Source organism: Peptoniphilus indolicus ATCC 29427 (genome assembly GCF_000227315.1).
In the GTDB taxonomy this organism is placed as follows: Bacteria; Bacillota; Clostridia; order Tissierellales; family Peptoniphilaceae; genus Peptoniphilus; species Peptoniphilus indolicus.
In genome coordinates, this window is the sequence record NZ_JH165061.1 from 38,065 (window position 1) to 50,459 (window position 12,395).

Genomic DNA, 12,395 nt, shown 5'->3' on the forward strand with positions numbered 1-12,395 from the left:
CCCTTGAATTTTATTAAATAACATAGAAAAAAAGAGATTTTTTTAACAATCTCTTTTTGTGATTAAATATTCAGCTTTGGCCTAGTTTATTGGCAATTGTATTTTTATTGTAGTTCCAACTCCGGCTTCACTTTGAACTTCTATCTCTCCATTTAAATTTTTTACAATATGTTTTACAATAGAAAGACCTAGTCCAGTTCCTCCGCTTTTTTTATTTCTTGATTTATCAACTCTGTAAAATCTTTCAAAAATTCTCTTTAAACTTTCTTCATCAATTCCTATCCCAGAATCCTTTACTACAATTTCAGTCTGTTCTGTAACTTCCATACTAACATCCACACTGCCATTCTCAACATTGTATTTAATTGCATTTTCGATTAAGTTAGCTAATAGCTCCCAAATCATGGTCTTGTTAGTTTTAAAAACTCCATCGCCAACAATCGCTAACTCAACATTTTTTTCAGTTGCTATTGGAATAAAATGTGATTTTAACTCTTCTGACAATTCATTTAAGTCAACAATATCTTCAACGACTTGAACGTTTGACTCCAACTTAGAAATCTTAATTATCTCATCAATCAAGTCCAATAATCTCTTTGATTCCTTATAAATCCTGTAGAGCATTTCTTTCTTGTCATTCTCATCAGATACAATTCCAGTGTTTAAAAGTTCTGCAAATCCATATATAGAAGTTAAAGGCGTCCTCAATTCATGGGATACATTTGCCGAAAACTCTTCTCTGATTTTTTCTGCTTCTATCCTCTTAGTCTCATCAATCAAAAGAAGTACTGCTCCACTTATATTTTCGTTGTAGTACACGGGGTTTGAATAGTACTTTATATATCTGTCTTGAACTTCAAGTCTACCCTCAGAATAAATTCCAAGATAACAATTTTCTATAGACTTTACAATTTCACTATTTCTCGTAACGTAAAGTATACTCTTGTTTATCGATTCCTCATCTGTTTCTAAAATCTTAGCTGCTTCAGAATTTAACATCAAAATACGTCGTTTCTCATCTAATATCAAAAGGCCTTCTTTCATGCCCATTAGAATAGTATTTATAGTATCTCTCTGTCTTTCAATTTCTCGGATCTCCTTTAAATTCATCTCGCTTTGTTTCAAAATGATTTTGTCAAACGGATAAATTTCCGGTACGTCCATTATCTTTTCTATATCCCATGATTTTTCATAGGCGTTTATAGGCTTCAAAATTCCACCCACCGACTTTTTAGTGGCGAATTTAGTAAAAATAAATACACTTCCAATAGCTAAAAGATTTATTGGTAACAAGTGTAAAAATATTCCAAATAAATTATTTTTTATTTCACTTACTCCAAGTAGAGAACTATTATCTAATTTTTTTACAACTTCAAATTCAGATTTAGTAAGACTTATATTTTCTCTATTATTCCCAACTTCTAAAGAAAAGTTTTTTTCTCCTTTAGAGTCATAATTTTCTGAACCTGAAATATATCTTATCCTAATTCTATTAAACTCTTTATCAAAATTTTTTATATATTCAAGTTTATTTTCTTCACTCTCAATATTCTTTTGTATTACAAAATTTAAATTCGCCAAAACTTTGTATTCACTTTGACTATAATCTACAAAATAAATTATAAGTGCGACTATAAAAGTTACGAAGAAAGAAAAAGTTGCCACAATTCTCAAATATCTTTGAATATGTCTATCCATTTTTATCTCCAGCATCTATCTTATATCCCACACCTCTTACAGTGGTTATAATATCTCTCTTATCTCCCAACTTTTCTCTGAGAAGTTTTATGTGCATATCTACAGTTCTGGTCTCTCCCTCGTAATCATAATCCCACACAGCATTTAACAGTTTTTCTCTCGAAAGTACAATTCCAACATTGTTAAGTAAGTACTTTAAGAGTTCAAACTCCTTGTATGTCAAAGATATTCCATCTCCATCAATAGAAACTTCTCTTCTCAACAAGTCCATAGTAATGCCTTTAAATTCTATTCTCTCTTCTAATTTCTTAGTATTTCTTCTCAAAAGAGCATTAACTCTCGACAAAAGCTCTAATACAGAAAAAGGTTTTATCATATAATCGTCTGCACCCATATCCAAAGAGCTCACAATGTCATACTCAGATGTCTTAGCCGTCAACATCATAACCGGAATATCTGAAGTATTTGAGTTTTGTTTTAACTTAGCCAATATTTCAGTTCCATCCATATCCGGCAACATTATATCTAACAAAATTAAATTAGGTACAACTTTAGAGAGTTCCCCAAAGAACTCCCTACCATTTTCAAAACCTTTACAATTGTAATTTTTAGATTTCAATGCATACTCAATCAGCTTTTGTATTGAGTTGTCATCTTCAACAATATATATCAACATACTACGCCTCTGTAGGAAATCCCTCTATGGCAAATATTATCCATCTTGAAATATTTACAGCATGGTCTGCAATTCTCTCAAGATATTTAGTAATCATAATCAAGTCAATTATTCGCTCAGCATCTAAGGATTCATTCTTTATTAACTTTACAAACTCAGCTCTAACTTCTATAAAATAATTATCTACAACATCATCATCTTTGGACACACTTCCAGCTATTTCAACATCTCTTTTAACATAAGCATCTATGCTCTTGTGTACCATGGCTATAGTCGCCTTTGCCATTTCCTTTATTGAGTCAACAGAAAATACCTTATCGTCCTCTTTAAAATATTTGCATAAGTCTGCAATATCTCTCGCTTGGTCTCCTATTCTCTCCATATCTGTAATCATCTTGAGAGTAGCTGAAATCCATCTCAAATCTGTTGCAACCGGTTGTTGCTCTAAAAAAAGTCTAAGACAGTGGTCTTGAATTTTTGTTTCCAACCTGTCAGTCTCTTCTTCATATTCAAAGACTTCTTTTATTCCCTTATCATCTGCATTAAAAATTAAATTTACAGATTTATCTATAGCTTTTTCAACTATCATACTCATCTGTAACATTTCTTCATTTAACAAAGCAAGTTCTTCATCAAATTTCTTTCGCACAATCTCACCCAAACCTTCCTGTAATATAATCTTCCGTTCTCTTATCTCTTGGATTAGAAAATATCTCATAGGTATCTCCAAATTCAACAACCTCTCCTCTCAAGAAAAATGCCGTCTTGTCAGAAACTCTTGAAGCTTGTTGCATATTGTGCGTTACCATGATAATAGTATAATCTTTTTTCAATTCAAGGACAAGGTCTTCTATTTTTCCCGTAGAAATCGGGTCTAGTGCAGAAGTTGGTTCATCCATCAAAATAACATCCGGTTCAATTGCCAAGCATCTTGCAATACACAATCTCTGTTGTTGTCCTCCGGAAATTGAAAGTGCATTTTTATTTAGGTTGTCCTTTACTTCATTCCATATTGCAGCTGCCTTCAAAGACTTTTCTACAATTTCGTCCAATGTATTTTTATCAGTTATGCCGTGAGTTTTTGGACCATAAGCTATATTATTATAAATTGACATTGGAAATGGATTTGGAGATTGAAACACCATTCCAACTCTCTTTCTAAGAGCATTGATGTTGTATGAATTGATGCTCTCTCCATCGAGTTCAATCTTACCCTCAATTCTACAACCATCAACTAAATCATTCATTCTATTTAAACACTTCAAAGTTGTAGACTTCCCACAACCTGATGGACCTATAAAAGCAGTTATCTCATTCGCTTCTATCCCCATATTTATTCCTTTTAAAGCTTTAAAATCTCCATAATAAAGATTTAAGTCTTCTATATTAAACTTAAGTGTCAACTTTTAACCTCCATAAATCTATTGGCAATCTTATTTGAAATAAAATTAATTATAAGCACTATGATTAGTAGTACAGTTGCAGTAGCATACGCCTCTCCAACGTGCATTCCCTCAGAAGACAACATATAAACGTGTAGCGATAAAGTTCTTGCTGATGAAAAAATTCCATCAGGCATTTTGGTTGCCGTCCCAAGAGTGAACATCAAGCAAGCAGTTTCTCCTACTACACGTCCAGTTGCAAGCACAACTCCTGAAATTATTCCCGGCATTGCAACAGGTAACACAACTTTAAAAATTGTCCTAAGCTTCCCAGCTCCAAGAGCAAATGATGCATGTCTTATGCTGTCATTCACTGCTTTTAAAGCTTCCTCAGTAGAACGAATTATAAGCGGCAATATCATAATCGATACAGTACACACTCCAGAAATTATAGAAAATCCAAATCCCAACCAAATTGAGAAAAACATCATTCCAAATAATCCGTAAACAATTGACGGAATACCTTGTAAAGTTTCCGCAGCAAGCCTTATAACTTCTACAACTTTTGAGCCTCTCTTTGCATACTCAACCAAGTATATTGCTGTGAAAACTCCTATTGGCGTAGCCAATGCCACTGATAAAATCACAGTTATAAAAGTTGTTATTATAGCCGGCAGCATTGACACATTATCTGAAGTGTATTCAAAAGCAAATAAAGACGGTTTTATATATGGTACTCCCTTTGAAATAACATAGCCTATTAAAACCGCTAAGCTTCCAAAAGTGAATATTATAGATAGAGTTGTCAAAAACCTATAGACGTTTAGCATATTTTTATACTTCAAAAAAGCAAAAGTGCCTATGAGAATTGTAGCCATTAAAATCAATATTCCAAATTTAGTGCTCATATCCTTTCACTCCTTATCTTAAAAATCCAAAAAGTAAAATTTATTATAAGGATGAATACAAATAGGACGCATGCTGTCGCAATCAAAGCTTCTCTGTGCATTCCTGAAGCATATCCCATTTCCATTACAATATTTGTGGTCAAAGTTCTAATGCCCTTAAAAATATTAAAAGTTAGACGAGTTTGATTTCCTGCAACCAATATAACTGCCATAGTTTCTCCAATTGCTCTACCAATTCCAAGAATTATGCCGGCAAAAATACCACTCTTTGCCGCCGGCATCAAAACTTTCATAATAGTTCTCTCGTGAGTTGCCCCAAGAGCAATACTTCCTGTGTAATAAGAATACGGTACTGAACGTATTGCATTTTCAGAAATAGAAATTATAGTCGGCAATATCATTATTAGGAGAAGAACTGATGCCGTTAAAATACTCATTCCAGTGCCACCAGATAAATCCTTCATCTTGGGAACTATAAATGTCAAAGCAAAGAATCCATAAATTATCGATGGAATTCCCGCCATTAAATTTAACGCCGGTTTTAAAATTTTGTATAACCATATAGGACAATCACAAGCCAAAAACGAAGCTGTAAACACTGCAATCGGAACAGCCATTGCACTTGAAATCAATGTCACCAATATAGAACCTATCACCATTGAAAAAATACCAAACGAAGCCGGTTTATTCATCGGTGCCCATTTAGAATTTAACAAAAAATCTTTAATTCCAACATCTCTAAACACATTTATTCCACCACTAAAGATGAAATAAGAAATTAAGAGAATAAATATTACAGATAACATAGCACTTAGTAAAAAGAGGTATCTTGCGATACTCTCTTTAAACTCTTGCTGACTTTTTATTTTATATACAACCTTATTTTCCATTTACCTCAGCCCAATCAGTTAGTTTTCCACTAAATATATTTTTCACTTGTTCCATTGATAAATCTGAAACTTGATTTGCTTTGTTAGTTATAATAGCTATTCCGTCCATAGCTATGACTTCTTTTTTCAATTGACTAGCCTCATCATCTTTAAGCTCTCTTGAAGCCATACCAACTTGAGCTGAACCGTCTATTGCAGCTTGAATTCCAGATGAAGAACCTGTGGCTTGAATATCTGCTTTAAAATCAGGATTAAATATCTTATAAACTTCAACTAATTTTTCCATTAATGGTGCTACAGATGTTGAGCCTGCAATTGTTATAGATGCTGAATTATTAGTTCCTTGATAAGGTTGAGCATCTTTGTTTTTGACATAACCCTCTTCTTCAACAACCTTTTGTCCCTCGCTTGAAGCTATAAAGTTTAAGAAATCTTGTACTTCAGGCGTAACACCGTCTTTGTAGACTATGTTGAAGGGTCTTGCTATAGGATATGAGCCATTGGTAATATCTTCAGCACTTGCTTCAACTCCTCCAATTTTTAGTGCCTTTACAGTGTCGTTCAAAGACCCTAAAGAAATATAGCCTATAGCGCTTTCGTCATTAGCTGTAGCTGTCATAACCGCATCAGTAGAATTTTGAACAACAGCTTCAGGATAAGTCATATCTGTTTCATTACCACTTGCATCTTTTTCGATTAACCCAACTATTTCAGTAAATGCTCCTCTTGTGCCTGAGCCGTCTTCTCTTGTTATTACATTTATAGTTGCGCTTTGTGTCTTTTCAGAAACGTCGGCGGCCTCTTTTTCATCTTTTGCCCCACAAGCAGTAAGCGCAATTGTAAATGACATTATACAAACCATCACAAATAATCTTTTAAAAACTTTACTAGACATTGAATTCATCCTTTCTAAGTTCGTGTTTTTTATTACAAGCACATTATATTTCTCTAATGTAAATTCCTTGATATTGAATTGTAAAGTTTGTGTAAAATAATTAAATGTACCATCGCAATGTAAAATCGATTTTGATAATTTTATATCAAATGATATAATACAAATGGTAAATCGTATATAAAAAGAGGTAAAAAATGACACTACAACAACTTAGATATATCATACAAGTGGCTCACACTGGTTCAATTCACACAGCAGCACAAGAATTATTTATAACACAACCCACACTTTCCAAATCCATTATGGAACTTGAGAAAGAAATGGGAATAACAATATTTTACAGAACAAACAGAGGAGTTAGCCTCACAGACGACGGAACAAAATTTTTGTCCTATGCAAAACAAGTCATTGAGCAAGCTGACCTATTAGAAGGTCAGTACAAATCAGAAAAATCTGTCAAAAGAATATTTGCAGTTGCCTCTCAACACTATGCGTTTGTAGTAAATGCCTTTGTAAAATTAGTAAAACTACTCGGAAAAGATGAATATGAATTTTCACTAAAAGAACTTCGTACCTTTGAAATCATTGAAGATATACGTACAAGACGAAGTGAAATAGGAATTTTATATTTAAGCGATTTCAATAAGGAAATTTTAAAGAGAAGCTTTGTGGCGAATGATTTAAAATTTGAAAAACTTTTTACTGCAAGGCCTCACGTATTCTTCAGTAAAAACCATCCGCTTGCAAATAAAAAAATCGTAACTCTAAAAGACCTTGAAGAATATCCACGTTTCACATATGACCAAGGATTAAACAATTCCTTCTATTACGCAGAAGAGTTGCACTCAATCGAATATGCAAGAAAATCAATTGTAGTAACAGATAGAGCGACACTTTTTAATTTATTGATTGGATTAGATGGCTATACAATTTCATCAGGTATACTCTCAAGAGAATTAAACGGAGATAATCTTGTGGCAATCCCTCTTGAAAGTGACGAGTCAATGGAGCTTGTCTATATCTATAGGTCTGACAACCCAATATCCGCCATTGGCAAAACTTATATAGACATTTTAAAACACTATGTAGCACAGTACAAAATTGAAGAAAATTACTAACTTCATCTTTAGTTCCCTAACACTTGGGTATACATTAAGTAAACTATAAAACAATTAGGAGGCAGACATGGAAGTTAAAAGAGGTCAAAATGCTTATTACATTGGTGAAAGCCAAGAAAAATATGATGGAATTCTTCAATTCGTTGAAAAAGACGGTAAAATCGATGCTCAACACACAATTGTAAGACCTGCCATGGAAGGTCAAGGACTTGCAGGTGAACTTGTTAAACGACTAATTGCCGACGCAAGAGCAGAGGGTAAAAAAATTATCCCTACTTGTTCATACGTAAACAAAAAATTACAAGGCGAAGAATTTGACGACGTCAGAGCATAAATAAATTATCAGAAGCTTCAGTTTTTTGAAGCTTCTTTTTATTGCATTTACATGCATCGATAGCCCTCTATATAACTCTTTTTAAACTCTATTCATTTTAGCTATAACCGGCAACACATAAAAGCCATTATTCACAGCATTGACTCAAAAAAATAAAATGCTAACATACATTAAAATGATTTTTAAATAAACGTACAAAAAGAAGAGTACCTTTCTAAAAAGATTACAGAGAGCTTCGTTGTGGTGAAAGAAGTAGATTTTGAAATTGGGAATATGGCCTTTTTATGGACTTGCTAAGCTTATTGTTAGGCGAGTACGGGATTGCCCGTTACAGCAGAGGGTATTGATAGATACCTATTGAGTTCATTAGTGGAAGCTAATGAAAAATTAAGGTGGTAACACGAGCTTTCGTCCTTATACGATGGCTCTTTTTTTATACAACTAAGGAGGAAAAACATGACAAATTATTTATCAGAAACACTCTGTATTCAAGCAGGATATCATCCAAAAAACGGAGAATCAAGAACAGTGCCAATAGTTCAATCCACAACATATAAATATGACAATGCAGACGAAGTAGCAGACTTATTCAATTTAAAAAAAGAAGGAGATATGTATACAAGAATTTCCAACCCAACTGTTACAGCATTAGAGAAAAAAGTTACTGCTCTTGAAGGAGGAGTCGCAACTGTTGCAACATCTTCCGGACAACAAGCAAACCTAATCTCAATATTAAATATTTGCGAATCAGGTGATGAAATAATTGCCATGGACAACCTTTATGGAGGTACAATCACACTTCTGTCTTCAACAATCAAAAAACTTGGTATCACAACAAAATTTGTACCTTTAAATGACTTTGAAGCATTAGAAAAAGCAATCAACGAAAAGACAAAACTTATCTTTGGAGAGACTATAGCAAACCCTGGACTTGAAATTTTAGATTTAGAAAAAATTTCAGAAGTCGCACATAAACACGGACTACCCGTGATAATAGACAACACATTTGCTACACCTTATCTATGCAGACCATTTGAACATGGCATAGATATCGTAACTCACTCTTCAACAAAGTACTTAGACGGTCACGCAGTTGCGGTAGGCGGGCTTATAGTAGACAGTGGAAATTTTGATTGGGCAAAAAATGGTTACGAATCAATTTCTGCACCAGACCCTAATTACCACGGTCTATCTTATACAGAAACTTTTGGTAAAGCTGCATACGCAGTAAAAGCTAAAGTAGTATACATTCGTGACTTTGGTACACCGGCTTCACCAATGAATGCATTCCTTACAAACCTCGGAATAGAAACACTCGCCCTTAGAATGGATAGACACTCCGAAAATGCACTTAAAGTTGCAAAATATTTAAACACTCACGAAAAAGTTGAATGGATACACTACCCGGGGCTTGAAGATGATGCGTACCATGAACTTGCAAAAAAATACCTACCTAAAGGTCAAAGCGGAGTAATTTCAGTTGGAATAAAAGGTGGACTTGAAAAGACAAAACAATGGATAAATAACCTAAAACTTGCTACACTCGTAGTTCACGTTGGAGATGTCAGAACTCACGTCTTGCATCCTGCAAGCATGACTCATCGTCAGCTATCAAAAGAAGCCTTAGAGCGTGCCGGAATAAAAGAGAATACAGTCAGACTATCCGTTGGAATAGAAAATGTCGAAGACATCATAGCCGACTTAGACCAAGCATTTAAAAATATTTAATTCCGCTGTGGGTGTGCCTCTGCTCACCCATTTTTATTTTTCAAACCTATTTTTTAAGTTAAAATCCAACAAAAATAGAGCGAAAAACTCGCTCTTAATATTTTAAAAACTTATAAAAATATTTAACACCTGCAAGTGCCAGTGCTGTCCCTAATCCAGAATAAAAAACAGCTATGAAAACATCAGGCACTAAATTATAAAGCCTTAAACTAATACCCATGCTCATCATAAAAGCCATAATCAAAAAAGATTTTAAATCAAAAAAATTCCAAAAATTGTATTTTTCATGTGGCAAGCCCTTTATCCTTATGATATTTTTATCAACCATCTTCTTGAAAATCATATTCCAAAAATTAAAAATACTATAACACTTAGCCCCAAATTCAACAAAGATAAATACTCAGAATACACACTAATTCCTATCTTTAAAACATTAACCCCCGCTATAACCCAAACAATAGCTGCCCATAACACCAAACTTTTCTTGCCAACTTTCATAAACTTCTCCTCAAAATAAAACCCTTAATTTTAAATACAATTATAAAATATAATCAGTATTCATCTGTAAATCTATAACTTACCTAAATCAATTCCTTTAAAATAAAAGTAAATTATAAACTAACAGTAACTAATTTATTTATTACACGTTTATACCCATTAATACAAAAAAAGAGCACCCTAAGTTGCTCTTTTTTCAAGTGAGTTTATTTAGTTAGTTGGATCTTAACTTCTCTTCTTACTGAATCCCATTCAATATTTTTGTTGTCACCCTTATTACCAGTAGTCATTCCAAGTGCTTTACCAATTTCAGAAATTGGAAGCATTGTTCTGCCTTGTTTAATTTCAGGGTCTACACTGAATGTGTTCTTAATACCATCTACATAGAAATCTCTTGAATCTATATTGATGATTACCACTTTCTTGCCATCTGTGAAAGTCGCAAGTCTTGTTGTATCATTAAAAGTTACATTGTATCCCAAAGCTTGAGCTACAAATCTGATTGGTAGCATTGTTCTACCTTCTTTTATATAAGCTTCTACATCCATAGTTGTTGTTGTAGTTACTCCATCTTTTGTTGTTGTTAATCTCTTGTCTCCTATTGTTAGATTTACAACATAGTTGTAAGTATCTTTCTTAGATTCTCCGGCTACTTTGTAAGTTGTGTTGTTTTCTCTTAAGTTAGAATAATTTGCAGTTACTTTGATTTCTTCCCCGGCTTTTAAGTCTCTGTTTAAACTGATAGTGAATTCTCCATTGCTATAAGCTGTCCCACTACCAAGTCTAATTCCCTTGGAATCATAAACTGCAACTGTTGCATATCCATTAACTCCGCTACCTTTTACAGTGCTTGTTCCAGCTATAGCTTGAGTTATTCTTGGTGCATATGCATAGTTATTATAATATCCATTATTGTAATATCTATCAATATAAGCTTTATTTAAATATTGTCTCTCAGAATATTTTCCATCTAATTCAGCTTCTAGATAATAATCTGATAAATCGTAATATCCATAACCATTGTTGTAGCTATTGTTATATCCATTTGTATAAACTACAGTATTATTTCTATTGTATACATACTTATTAAAGTTTATAGTATAGTACCCTCTTGAATCAGAGTATGCAGAACCTAAATACTCACCATTGTTATATGCTTGAACATAAGTGTTTGCAGTTGTATAACCTGATACATATCTATCTCCATAAGAACTTACTGAAGCTGTCCCATTGTATCCGTTATATCTGTAGTCTCCAAATCTATAGTTTATTGTATAATCACCATATCTGTCGGCTTTTACATAGTCTACTTTACTTCTATTTCTATATAGAGTTACAGTTGCGTAAGGTGTAGTTCTTCCTGTAACCTTATTATAGTATACTGTTGGTCTGTTTAAAGTAACAGAAGTCGGAGCCGGTGTTGGTTTCACTGTTTTCTTTTCAAGTTTTACTTTTTCAAGATTTGCTTTTGCTGTAGTATAATCTGTTGATTTTTTAGTATCATCTTTATAAATACCTTCAGCTGTTGCTATTGCAGCTTTTAACTTATCTATAGAGTCTTGAGTATATACATCTGAAGTGGCGGTACTCAAACTACCTTTAGCTGTATCTATAGCTGATTTCAATTCTGCTTTAGCTTTTTCTTGAGCTGTCTTTTCTTGTTTGGCTTGTTCTTCCTTATTTTTAGCTTCTTCAATAAGACCCATTATCCTTGCTGCTTTTTCTTTTGCAGATTTAGAACTTATATTAGCTGATTTTGCTAAGCTTATAGCTTCTTGAGCTTTAGATGCTTCTTCTGCTGCTGTGGTTGCTGCTTTTGCTGCTGTAGTTGCTGCTTCTGCCGCCTCTTTAGCTTCTCCTTCTAATTTTTTTGCTTCTTCCAAATCGCCTGTTGCAGTTTTTAATTCCCCACTAGCTTCTTTAACTCTTTTATTAGCTTCTTCTGCTGCTGTGGTTGCTGCTTCTGCTGCTGCTTTTGCTTCATCTTGTGTAGGTGTTTTCGCTTCTGCCGCTGCTACCTTATTAAGTTCTAAATTAAAATTAGAAAAATTTGCTTTTACCGGTGCAGCTACTGCAAGTGTAAATGCTAGTGCAACTGATGTAATTCTTTTTCTATTGATTTTATTCATTTGTTTTCCTCCTAAGTCCATTTGTGTAAACTAATCTCTCACTCACTTGTTTCTTAACTAAAGTATACCTCTAAAATATTAAAATTTCCACTAAAATAACATTTTTTAACTTTTGTAACAAGATTTTAATATTTCTGTT

The 12,395-nt window shown here is 33.4% G+C and carries 13 protein-coding genes; 3 read left to right on the plus strand and 10 right to left on the minus strand.

Annotated elements, in window-relative coordinates; genetic code table 11:
• Nucleotides 1-81 precede the first annotated feature (81 nt).
• From HMPREF9129_RS00190 to HMPREF9129_RS00220, 7 genes are read right to left on the minus strand one after another with little or no spacing between them, the layout of a single operon-like run.
• Nucleotides 82-1,698: a sensor histidine kinase gene (locus tag HMPREF9129_RS00190; protein WP_040552083.1), complete on the minus strand. Its 1,617-nt coding sequence runs from the start codon at nucleotides 1,696-1,698 to the stop codon at nucleotides 82-84.
• A complete protein-coding gene (locus tag HMPREF9129_RS00195; RefSeq protein ID WP_004819060.1) occupies nucleotides 1,691-2,374 on the minus strand; it encodes a response regulator transcription factor in 684 nt (227 codons plus the stop codon). The genes HMPREF9129_RS00190 and HMPREF9129_RS00195 overlap by 8 nt, the downstream gene beginning before the upstream one ends.
• Nucleotide 2,375: 1 nt before the next feature.
• The gene (phoU, locus tag HMPREF9129_RS00200) at nucleotides 2,376-3,023 is read right to left on the minus strand and encodes a phosphate signaling complex protein PhoU (protein ID WP_040552377.1); all 648 of its coding nucleotides are present in this window, start codon (nucleotides 3,021-3,023) and stop codon (nucleotides 2,376-2,378) included.
• A 4-nt stretch (nucleotides 3,024-3,027) separates the two neighbouring features.
• Nucleotides 3,028-3,777 carry a phosphate ABC transporter ATP-binding protein PstB gene (pstB, locus tag HMPREF9129_RS00205; protein ID WP_004819064.1) on the minus strand — a complete coding sequence of 250 codons (750 nt, stop codon included), beginning with the start codon at nucleotides 3,775-3,777 and terminating at the stop codon, nucleotides 3,028-3,030.
• Complete coding sequence (gene pstA / locus HMPREF9129_RS00210) at nucleotides 3,774-4,664, minus strand: phosphate ABC transporter permease PstA (protein ID WP_004819066.1); 891 nt, start codon at nucleotides 4,662-4,664, stop codon at nucleotides 3,774-3,776. Before pstA ends, pstB begins: the two co-directional genes overlap by 4 nt.
• Nucleotides 4,661-5,554: a phosphate ABC transporter permease subunit PstC gene (gene pstC, locus HMPREF9129_RS00215; RefSeq protein ID WP_004819068.1), complete on the minus strand. Its 894-nt coding sequence runs from the start codon at nucleotides 5,552-5,554 to the stop codon at nucleotides 4,661-4,663. Before pstC ends, pstA begins: the two co-directional genes overlap by 4 nt.
• Nucleotides 5,544-6,449: a substrate-binding domain-containing protein gene (locus tag HMPREF9129_RS00220; RefSeq protein WP_040552085.1), complete on the minus strand. Its 906-nt coding sequence runs from the start codon at nucleotides 6,447-6,449 to the stop codon at nucleotides 5,544-5,546. Before HMPREF9129_RS00220 ends, pstC begins: the two co-directional genes overlap by 11 nt.
• Nucleotides 6,450-6,643: 194 nt before the next feature.
• Between HMPREF9129_RS00220 and HMPREF9129_RS00225 the strand changes: the two genes are divergently transcribed.
• From HMPREF9129_RS00225 to HMPREF9129_RS00235, 3 genes are all read left to right on the plus strand, one after another.
• Complete coding sequence (locus HMPREF9129_RS00225; protein ID WP_004819072.1) at nucleotides 6,644-7,567, plus strand: LysR family transcriptional regulator; 924 nt, start codon at nucleotides 6,644-6,646, stop codon at nucleotides 7,565-7,567.
• 67 nt (nucleotides 7,568-7,634) lie between these two features.
• The gene (locus tag HMPREF9129_RS00230) at nucleotides 7,635-7,901 is read left to right on the plus strand and encodes a GNAT family N-acetyltransferase (protein ID WP_004819075.1); all 267 of its coding nucleotides are present in this window, start codon (nucleotides 7,635-7,637) and stop codon (nucleotides 7,899-7,901) included.
• 456 nt (nucleotides 7,902-8,357) lie between these two features.
• Entirely contained in the window at nucleotides 8,358-9,629 is a 1,272-nt protein-coding gene (locus HMPREF9129_RS00235) for an O-acetylhomoserine aminocarboxypropyltransferase/cysteine synthase family protein (RefSeq protein ID WP_004819077.1), read from the plus strand.
• 94 nt (nucleotides 9,630-9,723) lie between these two features.
• Here HMPREF9129_RS00235 and HMPREF9129_RS12135 read toward each other — a convergent pair whose 3' ends face one another.
• From HMPREF9129_RS12135 to HMPREF9129_RS00245, 3 genes are all read right to left on the minus strand, one after another.
• Nucleotides 9,724-9,957 (minus strand): hypothetical protein, encoded by a 234-nt coding sequence (locus tag HMPREF9129_RS12135; RefSeq protein WP_245946038.1) that lies wholly within the window; start codon nucleotides 9,955-9,957, stop codon nucleotides 9,724-9,726.
• Nucleotides 9,958-9,968: 11 nt separating this feature from the next.
• A complete protein-coding gene (locus HMPREF9129_RS12140; RefSeq protein WP_004819081.1) occupies nucleotides 9,969-10,127 on the minus strand; it encodes a hypothetical protein in 159 nt (52 codons plus the stop codon).
• Nucleotides 10,128-10,333: 206 nt separating this feature from the next.
• Nucleotides 10,334-12,256, minus strand: a complete 1,923-nt coding sequence (locus tag HMPREF9129_RS00245; RefSeq protein WP_004819083.1) for a stalk domain-containing protein — start codon at nucleotides 12,254-12,256, stop codon at nucleotides 10,334-10,336.
• Nucleotides 12,257-12,395: the final 139 nt, after the last annotated feature.

Excerpts from the sequence above, each read along its gene's own strand:
- HMPREF9129_RS00190 (WP_040552083.1), bottom strand. The coding sequence starts at position 1,698 with ATGGATAGACATATTCAAAGATATTTGAGAATTGTGGCAACTTTTTCT.
- HMPREF9129_RS00195 (WP_004819060.1), bottom strand. The coding sequence starts at position 2,374 with ATGTTGATATATATTGTTGAAGATGACAACTCAATACAAAAGCTGATT.
- pstA (WP_004819066.1), bottom strand. The coding sequence starts at position 4,664 with ATGAGCACTAAATTTGGAATATTGATTTTAATGGCTACAATTCTCATA.
- pstC (WP_004819068.1), bottom strand. The coding sequence starts at position 5,554 with ATGGAAAATAAGGTTGTATATAAAATAAAAAGTCAGCAAGAGTTTAAA.
- HMPREF9129_RS00220 (WP_040552085.1), bottom strand. The coding sequence starts at position 6,449 with ATGTCTAGTAAAGTTTTTAAAAGATTATTTGTGATGGTTTGTATAATG.
- HMPREF9129_RS00225 (WP_004819072.1), top strand. The coding sequence starts at position 6,644 with ATGACACTACAACAACTTAGATATATCATACAAGTGGCTCACACTGGT.
- HMPREF9129_RS00230 (WP_004819075.1), top strand. The coding sequence starts at position 7,635 with ATGGAAGTTAAAAGAGGTCAAAATGCTTATTACATTGGTGAAAGCCAA.
- HMPREF9129_RS00235 (WP_004819077.1), top strand. The coding sequence starts at position 8,358 with ATGACAAATTATTTATCAGAAACACTCTGTATTCAAGCAGGATATCAT.
- HMPREF9129_RS12135 (WP_245946038.1), bottom strand. The coding sequence starts at position 9,957 with ATGGTTGATAAAAATATCATAAGGATAAAGGGCTTGCCACATGAAAAA.
- HMPREF9129_RS12140 (WP_004819081.1), bottom strand. The coding sequence starts at position 10,127 with ATGAAAGTTGGCAAGAAAAGTTTGGTGTTATGGGCAGCTATTGTTTGG.
- HMPREF9129_RS00245 (WP_004819083.1), bottom strand. The coding sequence starts at position 12,256 with ATGAATAAAATCAATAGAAAAAGAATTACATCAGTTGCACTAGCATTT.